This is a genomic window from Streptomyces mangrovisoli, from assembly GCF_000974985.2.
Lineage (GTDB): Bacteria > Actinomycetota > Actinomycetes > Streptomycetales > Streptomycetaceae > Streptomyces > Streptomyces mangrovisoli.
On record NZ_LAVA02000113.1, the window covers coordinates 1 to 22,292 of the forward strand.

22 protein-coding genes and 3 pseudogenes are annotated in these 22,292 nt (G+C 70.3%); 9 read left to right on the forward strand and 16 right to left on the reverse strand.

What is annotated here, in order from left to right; all coding sequences use genetic code 11:
* The 6 genes and pseudogenes from WN71_RS35510 to WN71_RS35535 all read right to left on the reverse strand — a co-directional run.
* Nucleotides 1–494 (reverse strand): hypothetical protein (locus WN71_RS35510; RefSeq protein WP_063777732.1); only part of this gene is annotated, 494 nt, incomplete at its 3' end.
* Between the two features lie 134 nt (nucleotides 495–628).
* Nucleotides 629–1,198 (reverse strand): annotated as a pseudogene (locus tag WN71_RS35515) (Mom family adenine methylcarbamoylation protein); the annotation flags it as partial.
* Between the two features lie 131 nt (nucleotides 1,199–1,329).
* The gene (locus WN71_RS35520) at nucleotides 1,330–2,730 is read right to left on the reverse strand and encodes an MFS transporter (RefSeq protein WP_079178375.1); all 1,401 of its coding nucleotides are present in this window, start codon (nucleotides 2,728–2,730) and stop codon (nucleotides 1,330–1,332) included.
* An 87-nt stretch (nucleotides 2,731–2,817) separates the two neighbouring features.
* Nucleotides 2,818–3,675: an aldo/keto reductase gene (locus tag WN71_RS35525; RefSeq protein ID WP_046591424.1), complete on the reverse strand. Its 858-nt coding sequence runs from the start codon at nucleotides 3,673–3,675 to the stop codon at nucleotides 2,818–2,820.
* Nucleotides 3,672–4,106, reverse strand: coding sequence for a cupin domain-containing protein (locus WN71_RS35530; RefSeq protein WP_046591425.1), 435 nt, complete (start codon nucleotides 4,104–4,106; stop codon nucleotides 3,672–3,674). The genes WN71_RS35525 and WN71_RS35530 overlap by 4 nt, the downstream gene beginning before the upstream one ends.
* Before the next feature lie 68 nt (nucleotides 4,107–4,174).
* Nucleotides 4,175–4,495, reverse strand: a complete 321-nt coding sequence (locus WN71_RS35535; protein WP_046591426.1) for a carboxymuconolactone decarboxylase family protein — start codon at nucleotides 4,493–4,495, stop codon at nucleotides 4,175–4,177.
* Nucleotides 4,496–4,717: 222 nt separating this feature from the next.
* On the opposite strand from WN71_RS35535, the gene WN71_RS35540 reads away from it, so the two are divergent.
* Complete coding sequence (locus WN71_RS35540; RefSeq protein WP_046591427.1) at nucleotides 4,718–5,620, forward strand: helix-turn-helix transcriptional regulator; 903 nt, start codon at nucleotides 4,718–4,720, stop codon at nucleotides 5,618–5,620.
* Between the two features lie 222 nt (nucleotides 5,621–5,842).
* Here WN71_RS35540 and WN71_RS41635 read toward each other — a convergent pair whose 3' ends face one another.
* Entirely contained in the window at nucleotides 5,843–6,400 is a 558-nt protein-coding gene (locus WN71_RS41635; RefSeq protein ID WP_143074923.1) for a hypothetical protein, read from the reverse strand.
* On the opposite strand from WN71_RS41635, the gene WN71_RS35550 reads away from it, so the two are divergent.
* The gene (locus tag WN71_RS35550; protein ID WP_046591429.1) at nucleotides 6,375–7,271 is read left to right on the forward strand and encodes an aminoglycoside phosphotransferase family protein; all 897 of its coding nucleotides are present in this window, start codon (nucleotides 6,375–6,377) and stop codon (nucleotides 7,269–7,271) included. The two genes, WN71_RS41635 and WN71_RS35550, sit on opposite strands and share 26 nt — an antisense overlap.
* A 407-nt stretch (nucleotides 7,272–7,678) precedes the next feature.
* Here WN71_RS35550 and WN71_RS41275 read toward each other — a convergent pair.
* Nucleotides 7,679–7,783, reverse strand: a pseudogene (locus WN71_RS41275) (IS5/IS1182 family transposase); the annotation flags it as partial.
* A gap of 91 nt (nucleotides 7,784–7,874) precedes the next feature.
* Here WN71_RS41275 and WN71_RS35555 point away from each other — a divergent pair.
* A complete protein-coding gene (locus tag WN71_RS35555) occupies nucleotides 7,875–8,279 on the forward strand; it encodes a growth inhibitor PemK (RefSeq protein WP_046591430.1) in 405 nt (134 codons plus the stop codon).
* A 125-nt stretch (nucleotides 8,280–8,404) separates the two neighbouring features.
* Here the strand turns inward: WN71_RS35555 and WN71_RS35560 are convergent, their stop codons facing one another.
* Complete coding sequence (locus WN71_RS35560; protein ID WP_046591431.1) at nucleotides 8,405–8,974, reverse strand: dienelactone hydrolase family protein; 570 nt, start codon at nucleotides 8,972–8,974, stop codon at nucleotides 8,405–8,407.
* Nucleotides 8,975–9,031: 57 nt separating this feature from the next.
* Between WN71_RS35560 and WN71_RS35565 the strand changes: the two genes are divergently transcribed.
* The gene (locus WN71_RS35565; protein ID WP_046591432.1) at nucleotides 9,032–9,613 is read left to right on the forward strand and encodes an ArsR/SmtB family transcription factor; all 582 of its coding nucleotides are present in this window, start codon (nucleotides 9,032–9,034) and stop codon (nucleotides 9,611–9,613) included.
* A gap of 235 nt (nucleotides 9,614–9,848) precedes the next feature.
* Here WN71_RS35565 and WN71_RS41280 read toward each other — a convergent pair.
* From WN71_RS41280 to WN71_RS35580, 3 genes and pseudogenes are all read right to left on the reverse strand, one after another.
* Nucleotides 9,849–10,210 (reverse strand): annotated as a pseudogene (locus WN71_RS41280) (transposase); the annotation flags it as partial.
* 232 nt (nucleotides 10,211–10,442) lie between these two features.
* Nucleotides 10,443–11,348 (reverse strand): replication-relaxation family protein, encoded by a 906-nt coding sequence (locus tag WN71_RS35575; protein WP_046591434.1) that lies wholly within the window; start codon nucleotides 11,346–11,348, stop codon nucleotides 10,443–10,445.
* A 656-nt stretch (nucleotides 11,349–12,004) separates the two neighbouring features.
* Nucleotides 12,005–12,886, reverse strand: a complete 882-nt coding sequence (locus WN71_RS35580) for a hypothetical protein (RefSeq protein WP_052743174.1) — start codon at nucleotides 12,884–12,886, stop codon at nucleotides 12,005–12,007.
* 1,733 nt (nucleotides 12,887–14,619) lie between these two features.
* On the opposite strand from WN71_RS35580, the gene WN71_RS35585 reads away from it, so the two are divergent.
* Genes WN71_RS35585 through WN71_RS35595 form a run of 3 tightly spaced genes read left to right on the forward strand, consistent with a single transcriptional unit; the run spans nucleotide 14,620 to nucleotide 16,707 of the window.
* Nucleotides 14,620–15,714: a ComEC/Rec2 family competence protein gene (locus WN71_RS35585; RefSeq protein WP_046591435.1), complete on the forward strand. Its 1,095-nt coding sequence runs from the start codon at nucleotides 14,620–14,622 to the stop codon at nucleotides 15,712–15,714.
* On the forward strand, nucleotides 15,711–16,475 hold the full coding sequence (locus tag WN71_RS35590; RefSeq protein ID WP_143074924.1) for a hypothetical protein: 765 nt from the start codon (nucleotides 15,711–15,713) through the stop codon (nucleotides 16,473–16,475). The genes WN71_RS35585 and WN71_RS35590 overlap by 4 nt, the downstream gene beginning before the upstream one ends.
* 25 nt (nucleotides 16,476–16,500) lie before the next feature.
* Nucleotides 16,501–16,707 (forward strand): KTSC domain-containing protein, encoded by a 207-nt coding sequence (locus tag WN71_RS35595; RefSeq protein ID WP_046591436.1) that lies wholly within the window; start codon nucleotides 16,501–16,503, stop codon nucleotides 16,705–16,707.
* Nucleotides 16,708–16,840: 133 nt separating this feature from the next.
* On the opposite strand, the gene WN71_RS35600 is transcribed toward WN71_RS35595, so the two are convergent.
* From WN71_RS35600 to WN71_RS35615, 4 genes are all read right to left on the reverse strand, one after another.
* The gene (locus WN71_RS35600; protein ID WP_046591437.1) at nucleotides 16,841–17,386 is read right to left on the reverse strand and encodes an HAD domain-containing protein; all 546 of its coding nucleotides are present in this window, start codon (nucleotides 17,384–17,386) and stop codon (nucleotides 16,841–16,843) included.
* A gap of 34 nt (nucleotides 17,387–17,420) precedes the next feature.
* Nucleotides 17,421–18,113 carry a class I SAM-dependent methyltransferase gene (locus WN71_RS35605; protein ID WP_046591438.1) on the reverse strand — a complete coding sequence of 231 codons (693 nt, stop codon included), beginning with the start codon at nucleotides 18,111–18,113 and terminating at the stop codon, nucleotides 17,421–17,423.
* 1 nt (nucleotide 18,114) lies between these two features.
* Nucleotides 18,115–19,026 carry an aminoglycoside phosphotransferase family protein gene (locus tag WN71_RS35610; protein ID WP_046591439.1) on the reverse strand — a complete coding sequence of 304 codons (912 nt, stop codon included), beginning with the start codon at nucleotides 19,024–19,026 and terminating at the stop codon, nucleotides 18,115–18,117.
* A gap of 81 nt (nucleotides 19,027–19,107) precedes the next feature.
* Nucleotides 19,108–19,857 (reverse strand): hypothetical protein, encoded by a 750-nt coding sequence (locus WN71_RS35615; protein ID WP_046591440.1) that lies wholly within the window; start codon nucleotides 19,855–19,857, stop codon nucleotides 19,108–19,110.
* 219 nt (nucleotides 19,858–20,076) lie between these two features.
* Here WN71_RS35615 and WN71_RS35620 point away from each other — a divergent pair, with 219 nt between their 5' ends.
* Both WN71_RS35620 and WN71_RS35625 read left to right on the forward strand, forming a co-directional pair.
* Complete coding sequence (locus WN71_RS35620; protein WP_046591441.1) at nucleotides 20,077–21,432, forward strand: NsdA family TPR-like regulatory protein; 1,356 nt, start codon at nucleotides 20,077–20,079, stop codon at nucleotides 21,430–21,432.
* A 1-nt stretch (nucleotide 21,433) separates the two neighbouring features.
* The gene (locus WN71_RS35625) at nucleotides 21,434–21,964 is read left to right on the forward strand and encodes an NUDIX domain-containing protein (protein ID WP_046591442.1); all 531 of its coding nucleotides are present in this window, start codon (nucleotides 21,434–21,436) and stop codon (nucleotides 21,962–21,964) included.
* Nucleotides 21,965–22,292: the final 328 nt, after the last annotated feature.

Here is a 22,292-nt window from a genome sequence, read left to right on the forward strand (position 1 = left end):
AACAGGGACTCCCTTTGCCACAACGCACTGAATGCCCCTGACGCCTCCAGGAAGAGCCACCCGCGCTCCGCCAGGCGCCGGGCTTTCGACCGCAACCCCTCGACCTTCGCCGGCGTCGCCCCAAGGCCCAGCTCCACCGCGATCTCGTTGGCACGAAGCGGCCCGTGACCCGTGGATCGTCGTTGTTCCAGCACGCCCACAATCCGTTGATAGTCCGGCGCCAGAACCGTCACCGGCAACCCTTCCCGCCAGGCCGGCACCGTCGAGCCCGGCACCGGCGCGAGCGACAGCACCGCTTCCTCCTCGGCCTCGACCTCGGTCACGGCAGTGGACTCGGCCGCAGAGACTGCCAGGGCCTCGACCAGTTCCTCCCGCGCGATGACGCGCCGCTCCAGCTCGATCTCCGCGGCTTCCAACACCTCAGCCAGCCGCGCGACTTCCTCCCGCAAGCTCTCCACCCGCACGCGTGCGGCCGTCTCCCGCTCCTCCAGCATTCCCAGCACCGACGCCACCGCGCACCCCTCGACCAAGAAGCGGACACAAGACGCCGCATGCCTCCCTCACACCGAGTGAAACCATGCCTGACCAGCGATAATCAAGGGATCACGTTCGGTTGAGATACGGCTTCTCAGGCGCGAGGCAGTGGCGGGTGCGCTGTTGCCGGCTCAGGGTCTGGGTGTTTGGGGTAGGGCCGTACTGCGGGAAGCCCGAGTTCGATCTCCTCCCGCTCCCGCCGCGTCCGGCCGAGCCGGAACACGAAGCGGTGCGCGCCGCGGTGGTGCACGTTGCGGGCCCCGACTGTGGTCAGGGCCTCGCGTAGCCAGAGGGCCGGGTCTCCGCCGGGCTGAGGCCGTCGAGCTCCGAGCGCAACGAGTTGGCCGACGGCGTACTCGTGTCCCTGTTCCTGGCGGCGGATCTTCTGCGCCGTCCGGTCGAAGACGGTGCCGTCCGGCAGGACTTTCACCGTGCGGGCGGTTGCACGGCCGGTGTACACCGCGTTCGAAGCCGCGTAGATCGTCCCCACGTGCCCGGGCATCACCAGGACCCCGGAGCTGGTCCGACGCGGGACGGGATCGGCGAACGAGACGATGCCCCGCACCCCGTCGGCGAGCAGCGCCTCGAAACAGCGGGCGAGGAACCACGACTCCGCATTGCCGGGGCATGCATCCAGAAGCACGAAGCGTGAACTCTCGACTGCCTGCGTGTACGGCTGATGCTGCGCACCGGGCGCCGTCGTCGTAGCAGGTCACATCGTGCGTGGTCTGTGAGTCGACGCATTGATGGACTGGGCGGTCTCCTACCGAGCCCCGGCCTCGGGAGGCTTTGGTGTCATGGGTGGGGAGTTGGCTTGAGGAGCGTGCCAACTGCTGCGGCGGTGAGGGCGACGGTGGCAGCGATGAGCAGGCTTTCGCGCATGGCGGTCAGGAAGCCGGCGGGTTGGGTGAGGAGGGCGCCGAAGACGGCGACGGCGAGGGCGCCGCCGACCTGGCGGCTGGTGTTGAACACGCCGCTGGCGACGCCGGCGCGGTGGGCGGGGACGGCGTTCAGCAGGACGGCGGTGACGGGTGGCATGACCAGGGGCCCGGCGAGGCCGACCGGGATCATGAGCGCGGCGATCGCCCACACAGGTGCGGAGGCCGGCAGGAGGGCGAGCAGGAGGAGGCCGGTGGCCATGAGGGCCAGGCCGCCGACGGCGAGGCTGCGTGTGCCGGCCCGTTCGGCGAGGCGTGCGCTGAAGGGGGTCAGGGCGGCGCCGATCAGCATCATGGGCAGGAACGCGGCGGCGGTGGCCAGGGCGGACAGGCCCCGCTCCTGCTGGAGGTAGAGGCTGATGACGAACGGCAGGCCGTAGTAGCCGACGATGAACGCGAACCCGATGACGACCGCGACGCTCACGGTGCGGGAGCGGAACAGGTCCAACGGCATCATCGGGTGGCGGCCACGGGCCTGGGCGGCGAGGAACGCGGCGATTGCGACAGCGGCGACCGCGAACGCGGTGATCACCGGTGGCGCGGTGAAGCCGGCGGTGCCGGTCTCGATCGCTCCATAGGTCAGGGCGCCCATCGCGACCACCGCGGTGGTCTGCCCGGTCCAGTCGAGTGGGACGCGCCGGTGGGGCGAACGCGGGGTGCGGGCGAGCAGGAGCAGGGCCGTCGCGGCGGCGGGCAGGTTGATGAAGAAGATCCACCGCCAGGACAGCTGGGTGAGCAGTCCGCCGAGCACCGGGGCCGAGGAGGATGCGACGGCGCCGCCCATGGCCCAGATCGCCACCGCGCGCCCCCGGCGTCGGGGGTCCGGGTAGGCGTGGCCGATCAAGGCCATGGAGGCCGGCATCATGACCGCGGCCGCCGCGCCTTGGGCGAAGCGGGCGGCGACCAGGGTGCCGAGGGTGGGGGCGAGGCCGCAGGCGGCCGATGCGGCGGCGAACACGGTCATGCCCGCGGCGAGGGCGCGGCGGGCACCGATGCGGTCGGCCAGGGAGCCGGCGGACAGCAGCAGCGCGGCGAACATCAGGGTGTAGCCGTCGACGACCCACTGCAGGCCGGTGATGCCGCCGCCGACGTCGTGGCGGATGGAGGGCAGGGCGACGTTGACGACGACGGCGTCGAAGGTGATGACGAAGAAGCCGAGCACCGCCGCCGCCAGCGCCGCACCGGCACCGGCCGGCGTGGCCTGCGCGGTCGGCCTGGTCGGCGCGGCGTCGGGGCGGGTGAGCGCGGCGTGGTGCATGGCGGCAGCTCCTCGTATCGGGGTGGGGCAGGGCTCAGCACGGTTGCGATCGGGCCGGTGCCGGCGCGAGGTGGCGCCGGCCTGGCGTCACTTGCCGCTGTAGACGGGGAATGCGCTGTGCTCGCCGTAGTCCACGTCGCGCAGGTCGCGCAGGGCGTCCATGTCATCGCCGGAGATCTGGAAGTCGACCTCGGCGTTGGAGCGCATGTGCTCGGGGTTCGCCGTCTTGGGCAGCGACACCGTGCCCAGCTGCAGGGTGTAGCGGATGCACAGCTGAGGGACGGAGACGTCGTACTTGTGCGCCATCGCTTGGACTTCGGCGTTCTTCATGATCGCGCCGTGGGCGATCGGCGAGTACGCCTCGACGAGGATCTCCTTGCTCGCGCAGTAGGCCAGCAGCTCGGAGGGGGTGTTTCCGGCGTGCACGAGCAGCTGGTTGACGTGCGGGACGACGCTCGCACCCTTGAGGATGTTCTCCAGGTCGTGCTGCTGGAAGTTGGAGACGCCGATAGAGCGGATCTTGCCGGCCCGGTGTGCGTCCTCCAGTGCCCGCCACGCGTCGCGGTTGCCCTGGGCGTAGTCGCCGCCGCGAAAGTCGTCCCACGGCTGCGGGCTGTGGATCAGCATCAGGTCGACGTGGTCCAGGCCCAGCTTCTCCAGGGAGCCGTCGATCGCGGCGAGCGCCTGGTCGTAGTCCTTGATCTCGGCGGCGAGCTTGGTCGAGACGAACAGTTCGTCGCGGGACACTCCCGCGCTGCGCACGCCCTCGCCGACGCCGCGCTCGTTGCCGTACGCCTGGGCGGTGTCGATGTTGCGGTAGCCGACCCCGACGGCCGCGCGGACCGCTTCGGCGGCCTTGTCGTCGTCGATGAACCAGGTGCCGAGCCCCAGCTTGGGGATCTCGACACCGTTCGTCAGGGTGTAGGTCTCGTCCAGGATGGTCATGCGTTCGCTCCGTTCCTCGGCAGGTTCCCGTACGCCTCGTCGGTGACGGGTTCGAGCCATTCGTTGCTGACGTTCTCGCCCGGGGTGATGAAGGCGAGGTGGGAGAACCACGAGTCGGCCTTCGCGCCGTGCCAGTGTTTCGTGCCCGCCGGGACGCGGACCACCGTTCCCGGCTCCATGCTGACGGGCTCCTCGCCGTCGGCCTGGTACCAGCCGCTGCCGGCCGTGCACAGCAGGACCTGGTCCCCGCCCCCGGCGCTGCCGTGGTGGATGTGCCAGTTGTTGCGGCAGCCCGGCTCGAAGGAGACGTTGCTGACCGGAACGCTTCCCGCAGCGAGCGGGGCCAGGTAGCTCTGGCCGGTGAAGTACTGCGCGAAGGCGTCGTTCTTCTCCCCGAGGGGGAAGATCTGATCGAATCCGCTGGCAGTCATGGCGTTCTCTCTTTCTGGTCCCGCAGGCCCCGGCGTGCGGGAGATCGTGGCGTCGGTTGCGCCGAGGGTCAGGCGGCTCGCTCGTCGGCGATCTTCTTCAGCTGCGTGATCGCGGTCATGGCGTTGGGCCAGCCTGCGTAGAACGCCAGGTGCGTGATCGCCTCCGACAGCTCCTCCACGCTCAGCCCGTTGTCCAGGGCGACCCCGAGGTGGTAGCCGAGCTGCTCGCTGCGGTACAGCGCCGCCAGCACGCTCACGGTCACCAGACTCCGATCGCGCGGGGAGAGCCCGGGGCGCTCCCAGACGTCACCGAAGAGGACTTCGTTGGTGACCTCGACCAGCTTCGGGGCGATGAGGGCCAGGTCCTGGGGGGCGGACTGCTTCGGCATGACGGGGTGACTCCTTGATCGGGCGGCGCGGGCCGGGTAGGTCCACGGTCTGTCGGCGCGGGTTCCGCGGCAGTCGCCGCAGCTGGCTCCGGCCGGGTCCCGGCGGCGCCGGTGGCCTCCGGTATCGAGGAAACCGCAGGTCAACCGAGCCGGGAAGGGTCTGCCGTTACAGGTACTGACAGGACCCCCCACGACTGCGCCGTCCGGCTTAGCGTGGAAGGCATGAGCACCGAGAGCGACATCCGCGCCTTCCTGGCCTCCCGCCGCGCCAAGATCACCCCGCAGCAGGCGGGGCTGCCCGCCTACGGCGGCAACCGGCGCGTGCCCGGCCTGCGCCGCGAAGAAGTCGCCCTGCTCGCCGGCGTCAGCATCGACTATTACGTCCGCCTGGAGCGCGGCCACCTCGCCGGCGCATCCGAGGAAGTCCTCGACGCCGTGGCAAACGCCCTCCAGCTCGACGACGCCGAGCGTGCCCACCTGTTCGACCTCGCCCGGGCCGCCGCCAAGCGCCCTACCCGCCGCACCCGGCGCCCCGCCGCGGCCCTCCCGGACAGCGTCCTGCGCGTCCTGGCCTCCATGGCGGACTCCCCGGCCTTCATCCGCAACGGCCGCCTGGACATCCTTGCCACCAACACCCTCGGCCGCGCCCTCTACGCCCCCCTGTTCCCCGACCCCACCGCGACGACCACCAACATCGCCCGCGCCCAGTTCCTCACCCCCGCCGGCCGCGACTTCTTTCCCGACTGGGAAACCGGCGTCAACACCACCGTCGCCCTGCTGCGCACCGAGGCCGGGCGCGCTCCGCACGACACCGAACTGACCGGTCTGATCGGGGAGCTCGTGACCCGCAGCGAGGAGTTCCGCACCGCCTGGGCCAAGCACAACGTGCGCCTGCACCACACCGGCCGCAAGGCGTTCCATCACCCGGCCGTCGGTGACCTCACCCTCGACTTCGACGCCATGGAGCTACCGGCCCAGCCCGGTCTGACCCTGACCGCCTACAGTGCCGCCCCCGGCACCCCCGATCACGACGCCCTGCGACTGCTCGCCAGCTGGGCCGCCACCAGCGAAACGAACGCACTGGACCCGGCGGAGTACCAGGGCCACCGAGCATTCGACCGCTGACCCGTCGCCTGTTTCTGGGGGTCTTCGACGGCATCCAGGTCGCTCAGAGGCCGCAGAGCGGGCCCGGCTCAGCTGTCGCTGGAGGGCTGATGCCCGCTCCCGAGCAGCCGAGTGTTCTCCACCATGAGGCGCTGAACGACGTTGCGCAGTGCCAGCAGCTCGTTGTCCGCGCGCCGCACCGCAGCTAGGGCCTGGTCCCGCTCCCCGCGCAGAGCCTCGACCTCACCGACCCGGCCCGGTGTCGACGCGAGATCGCCCAGCACGCTGGCAGCGAGGTCGCGTACGCGGACGGCGCGCAGCTCGGTTCTCCACCGCCAGGCCCGCGTCCTGGCGGGCCGCTGCGGCGGCCGCAGCCCGGGGCCGGCCGCCGGCGAGGTGCGCGCGGACGGCTTCCGCTTCGGCCTTGAGGTCCCGGTGCCGTTGCAAGTACTGGGGATTGACCGCGGCACGCCGGGTGATCTCCGCGTCGGAGAGCGCCCTGCGGGTCTTGCGCATACCGGCGATGACGTCCAGTACGCGCTGTCGGCACGCCTCGCTGTCGGCACGGCGGCGAGCTGCGGCGGCCTGCCGGCCCGCGTCTTCATGCACCGACCGCACCGCGATCACCCGATCAAGACCCTTGTTCGACCGACAAACCCGCTGATCGGAAAGCGGATAGCGTGTGAAACCGCATCGGTGATGCCGCAGGCGTCGCAGCGAGATGTCCCGGAGGGCGTGGGCGGCTTCGCCTGCCGCCTCGGTACTGTGACTTCGCATGACCGGCACCGAGATCGAGATCACCGCAGACCTGGTTCGTGACCTGCTGCAGGAGCAGCATCCAGACCTTGCAGGGCTGGCCGTCCGCGAGGTGGCGGGCGGCTGGGGCAACCAGATGTGGCGTCTCGGAGACGAGTTGGCGGTGCGCATGCAGCGTGTGGACCCCACCCCCAAGCGCCAGCTCAAGGAGCGGCGGTGGCTGCCCGTGCTGGCTCCGCGCCTTCCGCTCCCGGTGCCGACTCCGGTGCGGTTCGGCGAACCGTCCGAGCGTTTTCCCAGGCACTGGACGGTGATGACGTGGGTTCACGGCGAGCCGCTGGACCACGGCTCGATCAGCCGGGGCGCCCACGCGGCCGACACACTGGCGGGCTTCCTGCGGGCGCTCCATGTGGAGGCGCCTGCCGGGGCGCCGGTTGCCACGGACCGCGGTGCTCATCCGAAAGACTGCACGGATGGTTTCGAAGACTTCTTCCGGGCCGTTGACCTCGGCGGCATCGCCGCCGATGTCCGTGCCGTCTGGGACGACGCGGTTGCGGCCCGTGCGTGGGAGGGCCCGCCGGTGTGGGTGCATGGCGATCTCCATCCGGCGAACGTCGTCGTCTCGGTCGGAACGCTCTCGGGGATCGTCGACTTCGGTGACCTGTTCGCCGGCGACCCGGCGTGGGACCTTGCCGCCGCATGGGTGCTGCTGCCCGTGGGCACGGCCTCACGGTTCTTCAGCATGTACGCGCAGGCGGACGAGGCGGCGGTCCGGCGCGCCCGTGGGCTGGCCGCGATGAAGAGTCTCTTTTTGATGCTCATGGGGCAGAACGGAGATCGGGGTCTTCCCGGCGGCAAGCCGCACTGGGGACCTGTCGGCCGGTCGGCTATTGATCGTGTCCTGAAGGGCGTGTGATGCGCGCTTCTTTGAACCGGCTCTCGAATTTTGGTCGAGGGCGGTGCGGCCGTCCGTCTTCGTCGGTTCATCGGTCACCACGGGTCGTGGGGATGCCAGGGTCCACGGCGGTGTGCTGCCCCTGGCTTCGGTCGGGCCGGCGGGGCTTCTTCTGGGCGCCGGCCGGGCTGACCCGGAGACCTCCGGCCTCGCCGGTCCAGCCTTGTGTCCCGGCTTCGGTGAGGGGGGCAGTCACGTTGTCGCGAATCTCGGCAAGCCTCGCCCGTTGTGCCGGGTCAAGGCGGAGAAGCGGGCATCGGACGCCCGCGAGTGGCACCCGGCGGCGGGCCGCTGCAGCAGGGCGGGTCCGGCGGGTCGGTGACGAGCCGGACCGCCGATCGTTCAGCACGGCGTGGGGCGAGGTGATGTTATTGACGTTGAAGGGCGGGGTTGTGCAGGCGTGCGGTGCCGAGCGGCGTGTGGTGGACACCGTCGCCCCTGAGGCGGCAGTCGTGCAGGATCTTCCGGCACTTCACACACCGATGATCAAGGGTGGCCGTACCCGTCTCGGCGGCGCGTGAGGGTCGCGCAGTTTCTGCCTGCCGGCGTGTGCGGGGAGGGCTTGTGCAACGTGGTGAAGTCTGGTGGGTCCGGTTCGACGAGCGGAGGCTGGTCGTAGTGCTGTCGGGAGACGACACGTTGGGGATCCGGGTGATGCAGGTCGTCGCTCCGGCGGGCGTCGACATCAGCGGTCTGGGCATCGAAGTGGCGGTCGGTGCCGGTGAAGGACTGCCGTTCGAAGGCGTGCTGCGGTTCGCGTTCCCGTGTCCGGGCTTCACCCCGTGCACGTGGCTGACCACTGTGTCCCGGGACGACCTGATGGAGCGGGCGGCCGGCCTGTCCTCCGTGAAGCTCAGCGAGATCGACGACGCCCTGCGACTCGCTGAACGGGCGCAGGAGCGGACGGCGGCCGCGGCCGCGAAGCTCAGCGGGATGAGGGATGCCCTGCGTCTTGGTGAACTGGGGTAGTCGCGGAAGGAGCCGGCGCCCGTGGAGGTCTTGGCAGCTGAGCTGCCAGGACCTTGCGGCGTCTTGTGGTCGCGCGCACCGGGCGTCCCCCCTCCGCTGATGGGACCCCGCTTTGTCCGGAGGTTTCAGTGTGTGCCGAGGAATTCGATGGTCCGCCGGGTGAGGTGTTTGGCGGCGTCCGGGTCGTAGGACGGCAGTGTGTGGTCGGCGAAGAGGTGCTGGTCTCCGGGGTAGAGGAACATCTGCGCGTCAGGGCAGTGGGAGACGAGCGCGCGGGCGGCGTCGATGTCCTCGGCGAAGAACGGGTCGGCTTCCTTGGCGTGCACCTGTACCGGTACGCCGTCAGGCCATGCCGCGCTGAACTGCGGCACGGGGATGCAGGCGTGGAACAGGAGCGCGCCGCGCGCGCCCGCCCGTGTCTGGGCCAGTTTCTGGGCGGGCAGCACGCCGAGTGAGAAGCCGGCGTACACGGCGTCCGGCGAGAGGGGTTCGGCCGCTCGGACGCCGCGCTCGATGATCTCGCCGAAGCCGAGCTGTCCGACGTAGTCCTGGCCTTCGTCGAGGGAGTCGAAGGTGCGTCCGTCGAAGAGGTCGGGCGTGTGGACGGTGTGGCCGGCCGCGCGCAGTTCGTCGGCGAAAGCGGCGACTCCGGGCGTCAGTCCCTGCGAGTGATGGAAGAGTACGACCTCTGTCATGCCCCGGCCCCTTGTCTGCGGGTAGCGAATGATCCGGAAGTCTAGAATAATCGAAGAGTGTCGAACAATTCTGGTCTTCCCGACTACGACGTCTGCGACGTCACCGACGTAACAGCCCCGGCCCAGCTCCGCGCGCTGGCCAACCCACTGCGCAACGCCGTCCTCGAGCTGCTCCTGGAACGCGCCGCGACGGTCGGCGAACTGGCCGCTGCACTGGGCCGCCCCAAGAGCACGGTGGCGCACCACGTGAGCGTGCTGGTGGATGCCCAGCTGCTGAAAGTCGTGCGGACCCGCCGGGTGCGGGCCATCGAAGAGCGCTACTACGGCCGCACCGCGCGCATTTTCCGCGTCGGCACGGTCACTACCGCGGACGGGGCCGAGGAGCCCTGCTGCAACAACGATCTCGCAACGGCCGCGGCCGAGTCGGCCTCCGCTCATCGGGCGGATGAGCTCTCCTCGATCGTGCGGCATGTGCGGATCCCGCGGGAGCAGGCCCGCGAGTTCTGGGCGCGGGTGCTGGAGCTTGCCAACGACTACGCGCAACTGCCCCGCGGAGGCGATGTGGTGTACGGGTTCGCGGCCGGTCTCTATCCGACCGACTATCCGACACTGCCGGAGGCCGAGTCTGCGGCTGACTGACCTGAACCGCAGGCCGTGCCGTTTTGCGGCCACGGCCTGCGGTTCGGCTGCGCACCACTGGTTTGGCCCCCGGGTGTGCATCCGGTTGGAGGCCCGCACGGTCCTGCCCCCTGAGGGCTGATCAGTCCATGATGCCGGGGGCGGTGCCGGGCAGGCGGTGGCTGCAGGCGGCCACACCGTCGGCGGGCGCCCGCAGTCCCGTCTCGCGCGGCACGCCCCTGCTGCGGCTGCCCGCCTCGGCGATATGGGCAGCGGTCTCGCCGTGCGGGAGTCCCTTCGCGGACAACGACAGAACCATCTCGTCGACCCGGTCAGACGGCGCTGCCGCTTCTTGACGGTCTGCGGCTCGAACGTGTCCGACGTGTCACGCGGGACCGTGACCTCGACCGGCCCGACGTCGCTGAGCACGGTCTTGGCCCGGCCCCCGTTGCGGGAGCTGCCGCTGCCCCGGCCGGCCGCGTCGTGCTTCTCACAGCCGAGGTGGTCGGTGATCTCATCCTCCAGGGCGGACTCCAGGACCCGTTTGGCCAGCTGCTGCAGCAGCCCGCCGTGTCCGGTCGGCTGCAGTCCCTCCGAGCGGGCACGGTCCGCCGGCATGGCCACCAGCTGCTCGTCCGACACGGGCACAGGCGGCCCGGACAATGCCTTCCCGGCAGGCCCCACGGTCTCCAATTCCACTGCGCTGTCCGTCACGTGACGTCCCGCCCGTGATCGCCGGATCCGCCGTTGGATTTGCACTCCCGGGTGCGGCGAGTGCTGCTCCCTGTGCCCGCCTGGTGTGTGGTGAGCAGCATGCGGGATGCTCTGCTCCTTGTGGCCCGCCCGGGTTCTACAGTTCGGTCCATGGCCGCCTTTGTCCGCCGGTGAGGGGTGTCCATACGTCTGCGGTCGGGCCCTGGTGTTGGAGGTCTTCGAGTACGGCGGCGGCGAGGGGGGTGTGGCGGGCGAGGTCGGCGGCGTGGGGGTGTTGGGCGGTCATGGCCTGGAGGTCGCTGATCCGGTGGTCGAGTGTGGTGCGGGAGGCGCCGGTGAGGACGAACAGGACGCGGGGGAAGACGGGGTACCAGCGCTGCCAGCCCGGAGTTGCGGCGGCTTGTCTGCGGCGGCCGGCGGTTGGGGTGTGGTGGTGGAACAGGCGGGCGTAGTCGATGAGTTTGAGGGCGAGGCGTTCGCTGCTCATGGTGGCGCGGTCGACTTCGATGAAGGCGCGGTATTTGTGCCGGTGTTGGTTGTGGCCGGTGGTGTAGTGCATGACGGCGTCGGCGATGAGGCGTTGGCTGTCGCCGATGGGGTGGGTGACTTCGGGTGTCCAGTCGAGGGGGCCGTGTTCGTGGCCGTGGCGGCGGGCGTCGGCGGCGAAGGCCAGATGGGTTTGGACGACGGTGAGGGTGTGGGGAGTTTTGAGGGAGGCGGCGCTGGCGGAGGTGATCGGGTACGGCGGGCGGCCGCGCAGGGCGGGAAGATCCCGGGTGAGGCGGGCGCCTTCGCCGGTGAGGTACCAGGCGCGGATCCCGTTGCTCCGCGGCAGCACCGTGTAGTCGACAAGTCCCGTGCGGCGCAGTGTGCTCAGGGGGGCGGAGATTCTGCGGCGGCCGGCCTCCGGGCGCAGCATCTGGTGGAGCTGGCTGGTGGTGGCCATGCGGTGCTGTGCGAGCGCGGTCAGCACCTGGTGGGCCAGCGGCTCGGGGAGCGCGGTGGCGGTGGTCGGGGTGGGCTCGTCGGAGGGGGTGGGCACGGGGTTCCTTCGGCTTCGCCAGGAGGGGGTGATTGCCTGGAGGAAACCGGCTGTTCCTTGCCGGATGTCTGACCACGGGGTACTGACCACGGTCACGATGAGGACACAGCTGTCGTGGCGAGGTATTGCGCTTGTATCCGGAGCTGTTGACGTCACGGTGCTGAAGATCTGGTGCGGCGGTGGGGAGCGGGCCTTGTGATGCCTCCACGGGGCGTGCGGCAGCGCTCGCGCGGCTGTCTCGGAGAGTGCCTTGGGTGAGACCGGGCGGGTTGTCCGCACATCACCGCCTGGCGGGTGGTCTCGGCACGCCGGACGGCGGCCGTGGCGGGATCCTCGCACTGCTGGAGGCCGGCGGGCCGGCCGGGGACGGCGCCGCGGGGCCGAGGGCCGCAGTCACCCGCTGTTCCGGGCCCGGACCCTGACGTGTTCACAGTCCGCCATGCTGCCGGAGTGACGTGAACCGCCCGCCGCCGGGGGAGTGGTTGTGGGTGACGGTGGCCGGTCCGGGGCCCGGTGGGTCCCGGTGGGAGGTTGACGGCCTCCTCCGGCCACCGGCCGGCCCATCCGGCCCGCCTGGGCGACACGAAGGGAGCCCGCAGCCGGATGCCGTACCCCGTCAGGATAGCGGCGCCGCTGCGCCCGCATTCGCCGGGCGATCAGTCTTCCTGCAGGGTGTGTCGGGCTTCGTCGAGGTTCTCGTTCCATGCGGTGGTGGTGCCGTGGCCGGGGTGGGCGCGGGCGAGGGCGGTGACGGTGACGGTCGCGGGGTCTGCGGCGGTGCGCAGGGCGTCGAGGGCGGCGTGCAGGCGCTGCCGGGCGAGTTCGGTGCTGGAGGGGGCGTGTTGGCGGGCGTGTTGGAGGGCGGTGATGCGGCGGCGCTTGTACAGGTTGCCGGCCAGTCCCCGGCTGCTGCGGGTGATGTCGTCGGGTTCGGTGAGTTCGGGCAGGATGCCGCGGGCGATGGCGCGGTGGAGTTCGAGGTGGCTGCGGTAGCCGAGCAGGGGGGCGGCCTGTTTGGTGTCGAGGAGTTCGTCCGGGTCGCCGTCCCCGGCTGGGGCGGCCGCTGGCGTGGTGCGGGTTTTGGGCTGGGTGTTGCCGGGTCCGGGGCGCTGGCCGGTCCAGTCGGCGACGGTGCCCGCGTACCAGAAGCGGCGCCGGCGGCCGCCGGCGGTTGTTTCGGTGACGTCGGGTTCGGGGAAGTAGCCGGGCCGGTCTGTGAGCCAGGCGAGGAGGGTGACGGTGCGTTTGTGGCCGAGGGCTTGGGCGACCTCGGAGGTGGACAGGAGCCGGCCGCGGTCCCCGGTGAGCAGGCTGTGGCGTACCGGGGACCGGGAGGTCTTCGCGGCACGGTAGCGGGTCAGGTAGGGGCCGATGGTGCCGCGTTTCCACCGGCGCCGGCGGCCTTGCGTCTCGTCGGGTTCGGGGCAGCCGGTGGTGGCGCGGTCGCGGTGGAGCTCGCTCAGGCGTGAGGGGCTGAGACCGAACTCCTCGTGGATCTGCTGGGCGGTGAGGAGTTCGTCTGCGTCGGTGCCGGTCATCGTCTTCCTCCGGGAGGGCGCAGGTGAGGGCGGGCGGTCGTGTGGTCGGGGCGCGGAGTACGGGAGGCCGGTTTCTGTGGTTTCGCCGTCGGCGGGCGCAGTGATGGCTGTTGAGGCCCTGCCGGGCTGCACCGGCGTCTTTCTTGCGTGGGTGGTCTTCATCGGGGGCACAGTGCGTCGCACCATGAATCCAACTATTCGATACTAGATATATGCAAGGTGATTGGCAAGCCGCCTGCCGAAGATTTCGTTCCTCCGCGGCGGGTGCGGCCCGCGTCGCAGGGCGGCCCGGACAGGGCGTGTCACGTGGCAGGCCTGTGCGGGGTGGCCATCGTGCGGACTGCGCTGTACGCCACGCCGCGGCCGGTTCGGAGCTTCGTGGAGTCTTCCGCCGTACAGGCGACCGCCCTTCACGACCGCGCAACGCCCCTTTCCCTGCTGCGGGCGCGGCCCGATGAGCGCCGTGCCGCGGTGGGTCTGGAGCCGGCGGCGGAGTACGACCGGCGCATGCGCAGTCTCGAACCGCCGGGCGGTCTCAAAGGCCCAGGAGGGTGAGCCCGCATCCTCACCCGGCCATGCGCATCACGGAACGGCTGGAGCCCTTTCTTCAGGGGCTTGCGCCCAGGAACAGTGCGGCCAGACGGGGAAGCCAGCGGCGCATCTCCCTGTCGTCCTCGAAGTCGAAATCCTCGCCCACGTCGACCGTGTTGCCGCGCCCTGTGTCAGCCCCGTGGAAACGGTGCCGGTCATCGTCTTCCTCCGGGAAGGCGGGGGAGAGGGGGAGCGGTCGTGTGGTGGGGGCGCGGAGATGGGGAGGCCTGCATGTGCGGGTTCGCCGCCGGCGGGCGCGGTGACGGCTCCTGAGGCCCTGCCCGGCTGCACGGGTGTCTCCCTTGCGTGTGCGGTCTTCACAGGGGCACGGTCGGGCGCACCATGGACTCGATCATTCGATACTAGATATATGTGGGGTGGTTGGCAAGGCACCTACCGAAGATTTCGTTTCTCCGTTGGGGTGCGGCCCGCGTTGCAAGGCGGCCCGGGCAAGGCGCGTCACGCGGCCGGCCCGTGCTGTACACCGCGCCCGGCTGCGCCCTGAGTGCTGCTCCCGGCCGGCGTCGGCGTACGCACCTCGCCGTGAGAACGGCCGCGCAGGCTCGCGGCCTGTCGGGAGTCCTGGGGTCGGCGCGCTTCCGGCTCCGGTCTGGCCTGTGCCGGGAGTTGTGTGCTCTTGCGGTTGGTCTGGCTGCGGGTGAAGCGGGCCGGTCGTGGTTCGTCTGAGAAAGCCGGCCCGGAGTCGGGCGGTGCCGCTCGGCCTGCTGCCGGGCCAGGAATTGTAAAGATGAACTTCGGTACGGCGGATGCGTTATTCGCCGGATGTGAGCAGAGGTAGTCGGCCTGGCCTCCTGCATGCCCATGGCTCCGTGACTCTGTGTAGATGCCCGGGCTCTGATCGTCACAGGACTTCGTCCGGGCTGCGTCTTTCCTGAAGGGAGGGTTGCCTTTCTGTCTGTGTCCGAAGGCGTGCCGCGGGGAGTCGCTGGAGACAGAAGTGATCACAAACGGTCACGTGCATCTGGTGGTCTACTCCTTTTGTCTGCCGAAGATTTGACGGAGCGTGATGATCTGTCCGCCGTAGATCGCTACTCTGTGTTGAAGGTTGACCGAAGGCACATGTGTGCGGCGGACGCCTTTTTGTGTGATGCGCCAAGGCGCCCGTGAGTCAAGGAACATCAGTGGGACACGAGATCGACTTTCTTCCGGTGGGGGAGGAGTCCAAGGGCGGCGACGCCATCGCGCTCCGCTTCGGCAACCTGCGGGGCCGGCGCGAAGAGCAGACCGTCATGGTCGTCGACGGTGGATACACCGACTGTGGGGACGCCCTGGTCGAGCACATCAAGAAGCACTACGGCACCGATCGCATCGACATCGTGGTGTCGACACACACTGATCAGGACCACATCTGCGGCCTGAAGACGGTGCTGGAGAAGATGAGCGTGGGACAGCTGCTCATGCATCTGCCCTGGGACCACTCGGAGGCGATGGAACGCGCCCGTACCTCGGCCTACTGGCGGGGGCGGCTGAATGATCCGGCGCGCCGGATGCTTGAGGCCGCGATGGAGCTGGAAGCTGTCGCCCGTCGGCGAGGAGTCGAGATCGTCGAGCCGTTCGCCGGTGTCGGCAGCAAGGACGGCGTCTTCAACGTGCTTGGTCCCACTGCGGCGTACTACGAGCAACTGCTGTCCGACCTCCTCGGGCGGACGGCCGCCTCCTCGGCCCAGTTGGCCTACGAGGCCCTGGTGCGCAAGATGTTGGAGGCGGCGAAGAAGCTCGTCCCGGAATCATGGCTGGCCGAGTCGCTGCGCGACGACGGGACGACCACTCCCGCCAACAACGCCAGCGTGGTCTCCCTGCTGGAGACCGACGGTATGAAGATGCTGCTGACGGGCGACGCCGGGATCCCTGCACTCACCCACGTGGCCGACGCACTCGAGGACATCGGATTCGCCCCGGGCGACCTCGACTTGGTGCAGGTGCCGCACCACGGCAGCCGCAGAAACGTCGGCCCGACGATCCTCGACCGGCTGCTCGGCCCGATGGAGAACGGCGTCACCCGAGGCATTGCCTGCGTCTCGGCACCGAGGAAGAACCCGGACCACCGTCACCCGGCGAAGAAGGTGACCAATGCGTTCCTACGGCGCGGCTACCCGGTCTACGCCACCCAGGGCGCCACTCTCACGCGCCGGCACGACGCCCCCAACCGCGCTGGATATGGTCCCGCGCAGTCCCTCCCCTTCCACCACATGGTGGAGGACGACGGAGGCGCGTGAACATGCTCTTACTCGATGACTACGAGCGCCGCGCCCGGCTGGTCCCCGGCCTGCTCGCGGTCCTTCCCCTCGTCGTCCTGTTCGCCGTCCTGGGGCTGCGCCAGATACCGGCGGCGACCTACGTCACCGGGACACTCGCCCTCGCAGGCGTGGGTCCCGCCCTGATTGCGGGCGCGGTGCGCCACTTCGGCAAAGCGGCCGAACGTCAGCTGTGGGACAGCTGGGGCGGGCCGCCGACGACCGCCTGGCTGAGACTCGATGCACCCAGCGACGACGAAGGCCAGCGGCAGTTGTGGCGCACCGCAGTCGAAACCGTGTCCGGAGTGCCTCTGCTCTCCCTGCGTGCGGAGCGACGGGACAGTGCCAAGGCCGACAACGCGATCAAGCTCGCCGTCAAGCGCGTACGTGACCGGACCCGGGACAAGGAGAAGTTCGCCCTTCTGTTCAACGAGAACCGCAACTACGGCTACGAGCGCAACATCTACGGTCTGCGCTGGGCGGCACGAGGTGTCAGCGTGCTGTCCGTGCTTGCCCTGGCGGGCTATATGAAGTGGCTCGCCCCGATGACGGGCCGGCCGCGGATCTCGGCAGCAAATCTCTTCGGCTTGGCGGCTTGCGGGTTCTGCCTCGTTCTGTGGTTCCTCCTGCCGTCGAAGAAGCGCGTACGGGATGCCGCCGACAGGTACGCGGACGAACTCCTCCACGCCGCAGTGACGTTCCAGGACGAATCCGCGTCTGACCACACCGGCACTGCGCCGTGACGGCGCGAAGCGAAAGGAAACCCCCTTGGAACGCACAGCGGTCCGCTCCTCCCACGTCCGATCGGTCGGATACGCGGGAGGCATCCTGGAGGTCGAGTTCCACAACGGCAGCGTGTATCAGTACCGCGGCGTCCCCGTGCACGTGTACACCAGGCTTGTCAGCGCCCCCAGCAAAGGCACCTACCTCGACCGCGCCGTGAAGGGGATCTACGCCTACAGCAGGGTGCGTTAGACGGTCCCGTTGCGGCATCGGCCCCACCCGATCCGGGACGGGACGCTGTTCGGACCCAGCCGACCGCGCGGGCGGATAGTGAGTCGGCGCGGCGGGCCCGTGCCTTGGGGTCTGCAGCTGAGAGGTCCGGCAGTCAGGCAATTCGGGCTGTGGGGAGCCGCGACGCCCACGTCGTGACCTTGGCCAGGTGTTCGGGCCGGAGTCCGTGGCGTGGATCGGGCTGAACAAGGAGGGTCGGGGCTCCCTCCGCGGAGCGCTCCGCCGCCCAGGCGTGGTCGAGGCCGGTGAAGTCGTCGTCGACCCAGACGGCGGGGGCGTCACCCAGCCAGGCGTCGACGTGGTCGCGTTTCCACAGGTAGCCGTTGGGGTGGCTGGTGGTGATCCGGGGGCGTGGCAGGTCGACGTACGGCAGGGGTGGGAGGCCGAGGAGGGGGCCGATGAGGGTGGTGGCATCTCGGCGCCAGCTGGTGCACCAGACGGGGGTGACCAGTCCGGTGCGGATCACGTCCATGAGTAAGCGGCCGTGGTCGGGGTCGAGCCAGACGGTGACGGGGTTGTCGGCGCTGCGGCCGGTGGGGACGACGTCGTGGCGGGTGTGGGTGGCCGGGGTCGAGCCGTCTGCGTCGGGGAAGGGTATGAGGACGCCGTCGATGTCGAGGAGCAGGTAGGGCTGGCGCATGGGTTCCTCCGGAAGAAGCCGGGGCGGGTGACTGTCAGAGCCTGCGTGCGCGGATCAGCAGGGTGGTGGGCCAGTGGCCCATGCGGGAGTCGTGGAACTCCTGGGCCGAGGTGAGCCAAAGGCCGGCTTGGCTGAGGTGCCTCTCCCAGCGGTCGGTGTCGAACTCCCAGCGCGCGACCGGGAGTCGCGTGCGGTCGGGGAGGGTGACGTGGTCGCGGCGGGGCCGGTCGTCGCCGGAGGGGCTGCGGCCGCCGCGTTGCGGGTGCGGTACGGAGAAGGCGAACACCCGTCCAGGGTTGAGGCGTTGAGCGATGGCCGGGAGCAGCAGCTCGGGGGCGACGAGTCCTACGGCGCCGAAGACGGAGTAGATCGCGTCGAACTGCTGGCCGGAGGCGTGCAGGTAGTGCAGGGCGTGTCCGGCGACGAAGGTGAGGTTGTTCAGTCGTCCGTAGTGGGAGCGGGCGCGCCGGACCTGGAGGCCGACCAGGTCGACGCCGGTGACGTGGGCGCCGTGGCGGGTGGCGAGGTGGGCGGCGTTGTGCCCGGGGCCGCAGCCGAGTTCGAGGCGGCGGCGGCCGCGCAGGTCGGCGCCGAGGATGTCGGCTCCGGGGCCCTGGCCTGGTCGCGTGGTCCATTCCATCCGGGCGGGAACAGACAGGGGTTCGGCGAGTCCGGCGGCGGTGCGCTGCGCGGCGTGCGCGTGCCATGGGGAAGCCTGGGCGAGCACGTCAGACCTCCAGGAGGCGCAGGGCGTCGGTGAGGTGCCGGCGGACGGCCGTGAGGTAGGCGGGGTCGGTTGTGGGGTCGTCGATCCAGCGGATGGCCTGGTCCATGAACCATTCGGTGATCCACATGCGGTGCCATCCCAGTGCCCAGTTCTCGGCGGTGAGTCCGCCGCGCGGGGCGAGGGCGTCGGGGGTGCCGCCGGCGGTGACGTACTGCTCCAGGAGGACGCGCAGGCGGACGGGGTGCGGGGGCTCGATGGTGCCGTGCCAGCTGGCGAGGTCGAGGAGCCCGGGACCGGTGAAGGCGCGGGCGAAGTCCAGCAGCCGCCACCCGCGGTCCCCGATGTGGAGGCTGGTGGGGTGGAACTCGGAGTGCACCCAGCCGAAGGGTTCCAGCGTCGCTCCGGCCGAGCGGGCCTCGGCGGCCTGGGCGATCCGGTCGAGCGCGGCCTCGACGTCGTCGGCGTCCTGCCACCGGTCGGCCTTGCGCAACCGTTCGAGATGCTCCAGCGCCTGGGCGGGCAGTGCGCGCAGGCGCTCCTCGTCGAGGACCAGCAAAGGGCGAGCCGTACGCGTGCCGTGCAGGATCACGGCGGCCGCGACGCCGTCGAGGTCGTCGGCGTCGCGGACGGACGGCCCGAGATCTTCCATGAGCATGCCGAGCCAGCCGTCGAGTACGGCGGAGGCGTGGACCTGCGGGACGGGGACGCCGAAGGTGTGGGCCAGGCGGAGGGCTTGGTCCTCGCTGTCGAACGGCTTCTTGGCGTACTTGAAGATGGCGGTGGAGCCGTCGGGGAAGGTCACGCGCTCGACTCCGGACATGGACCACACGCGCACCTCCTCCCGTACGGCGGCGGCCTGGCCGGCCACGGTGAGCAGGCTGTCGAGGAGTTCGGCGCTGGGGTTCGTCGTCACGTGAGGGCTCCGGGGGGGATGGTGGCGTCCGGGGCGGGCGGGACATGTCGGCCCGCCCCGGAGCCTGATGGTGTGGGCGGACTACGCGGCGGGCGTCACGCGGTGCGCGTAGACCTGCTCGATCCAGCCCGCCTTGAACGCCGCGAGGTCGTCGCGGAGGTTGGCCATCGAGGCGCCGTAGGGCGCGACGACACCGCCGGTCTGGTCCGGCACGGACTGGCAGCCGTGCACGAGTCGGCCGCCGAGCGCGGCGTGGGCCTTGATGGACTCGATCCGGCGGTGCCCGTTGAACCAGCCGCCGTGGTACACCTCGTCGAGCATGCCGCCCATCGCGTCGTCCAGATCGAAGACGACGGAGGTGGCGGCCGGGAAGAACCAGCACGGGCCGACGTTGGAGATGTGCCCGTCCAGCTCGACCTTGTTGAGCGCCATGAGCGTGGCGGCCTCGCGGAGCATCCGCAGGTGGTCGGCGGTGATCTGCGGCAGGCCCAGGCCGGCGAGGTGCTCGTCGCGGAAGAGGTAGGCGTACACCTCGTACGCGGTGGCCAGCACGCGGGCCGCGTCGGAGGTGGACTCGCCGTGCTCCTTGATGAAGTCGAGGGCGAGCTGCTCGACCGCGCTCTCGGTCGACTCGTCCACGCCCAGGAGCTGGGCCTTGACCAGCTCCCAGTCGGCGACGAGCCAGGTGTGGGACTCGAAGCGGAAGAAGTACTCGGCCGGGTCGATGGTGATGCGCCGACCGTCGGCCTGGATGCCGGGCAGGCGGCTCCAGCGCGGGTCGAAGGCGTCGGGGAGCTCGACCGTGATGGCCGTGGTGTCGATGATGGTCACCGGTTCTCCGTCTCTGGTCGGCCGGGCTCGGGCACGGGAATGCCCGAGCCCGGACAGGGCGTACGGAACGTGGATGCCGCCCGTCCCAGCGGGAGCCCGGTCGCGGTGGTGCGCCGGTTCCGGGCGGCTGTCGACCAGTGAACCGCCCGCTACGCAGAGTGGGTACGGTGTGACCGAAGCCAAGCGGTATACGCGGTTTACGCTCCGGGACGGAGGAACGTGCCAGTGCCGAACGACCCCAACTCCCGCCTGCGCACGACGATCCAAGCGGCCGGATGCACGTACGAAGCCCTCGCCAAGGACGTCCGCCGCATCGGCGCGGAGAACGGCGAACTCCTCCAGACCAACAAGTCAGCGGTCTCCCACTGGGTAAGCGGCACCCGCACACCCTCGGGTCGGGCCGGCCAGTACCTGGCCGAGGCCCTCTCGCGACGCCTCGGCCGCATCGTCACCCCGACGGAGATCGGCCTTAAGCCGGCGGACGCCGAACCTTCCTCGGACGGTGACCCGGTCACGGCAGTCACCGACCTCGGCCGCGCGGACGTCGAGCGCCGCAGCTTCTTGGCGATCGCGGCCTTCACCGCCGCCGGCGTGGCGATGCCACTCGGCTACGACCACGAGGCCACCGCCCGCATGCTCCGCGCCCGCACTGGCCGCTCCGTGGTCGGCGCCGAGGACATCGACGTAGTGCACCAGATCACCGCGGCCTTCAGCGCCGCCGACGAGCGCCTCGGCGGCGGCCACGGCCTGACCACCGTCACCGCGTACCTCGCCGACACCGCCGCTCCGATGCTCCGCGGACGCTTCCCGTCGGAGCCGTTACGCTGCGCCGCCTTCGCAGCAGTCGCCGAACTCGCCTACCTCGCCGGATGGAAGCACCACGGCCTGGGCCAGGAAGGCGCAGCCCAGCGCTACTACCAGGTCGGCTACCAACTCGCCTGCGAGGCCGACCCCCACGGCCACGCCGCCTGGATGATGCGCGCCCTCGCGCACCAGGCCCTGAGCCTCAAACAGCCCCACCACTGCGTCGACCTCGTCGAAGGCGCGCTGCGACGCGGCCTCGGCCACGTCGACGGCCAGACCGAGGCACTCCTGCACATCACGCACGCCCGCGCCTACGCGGCCACCGCCGAGAACCCGTCCGCCGCACGCGCCCTTCTCGCCGCCGAGGACGCTCTCCTGCGAGACGACGGCCCCCAGCCCAGCTACTCCCGCGTGAGCGGCCCCGCAGCCGGCACCGTGGCCAGCCACACCGCCCGCACCCTGACCGACCTCGCGGACCACGTCGGAACCGAACAGCAGCACCGCGACGCCCTCACCCGCTGGGACCCGGAGAAGTACAAGCGCGTCCACGCGCTCACCCACGCCGACCTGGGCGACAGCCTCGCCGCCCAGGCCCGCGCCGACGAAGCGGTCGCCGCATGGACCCAGGCCCTGGTCTTGATGGAAGGCATGACTTCCGACCGTACCCGCAAGGCGATCACATCGATCCGCTCCACGCTCGCGGTCTACCAGCGCCGCCGCGTCCCCGGCGCCGCCGAACTCGCCCGCCGCGCCCGCGAGTCACTCGCCTAGCATGCCCAACAACCCGTCTGACGAAGGGAAACCCGTGGCCCACCAGACTGATGACCGCTCCCCAGCCCTCAAGCCGGCGCTCGAATCGATGACCCTGCTGGTCGCGGCCGTCATCGTCCACGACAAGGCCACCAACCGCGTCGTCCTCCTCCAACGCAGCGAGAACGCCAAGTTCGCCCAAGGCATGTGGGACCTGCCCGTCGGCAAGAGCGAACCGGGCGAACCCATCACCGAGACGGCGGTGCGCGAGCTGTACGAGGAGACCGGCCTGACCGTGAAGCCGGAGGCTCTGGAGGTCGCGCACATCATCCACGGCGCCTGGGGCGTGGAGGCCCCGAACGGCTTTCTCACGGTCGTGTTCGCCGCCCACGAGTGGAGCGGAGAGCCTGAGAACCGCGAACCGCGCAAGCACGCCCAGGTCTGCTGGGTTGATGCGAACGCCGTCCCTGCGGATTTTGTGGACACCACCGCGAGCGCTCTGCGCCGGTACCTTGCGGGTGGTCCGCAGGTCTCGCTGGACGGCTGGGGCTAGAGGATCTCGCCGACGCTCGGAAGCCTCTGCTGCTGCCCTCGCTCGGTCGGAGGGACCGGCGACTGCCGGTCCTGGCGCGGACGGTGATGGTCGGCTGCTTGTGTCGGCGAAGGGCTTTGACTGACGGTTCGCACGTGGCCGGCTGGCGAGTGCATCTCAGTCCCGAAAGGGTTAAATAGCTTATATGTCGGAGTCTTTGAAAGTGCTGGAAACGATGCCTGAACACCGTTAGAGGTGCAGGTCATTGAGTCTGCTCCCCGCGCACGCGGGGATGGTCCAGGCGCCGCGGGTGCCACCGGTACCCGAAGCGCCTGCTCCGCGCGTACGC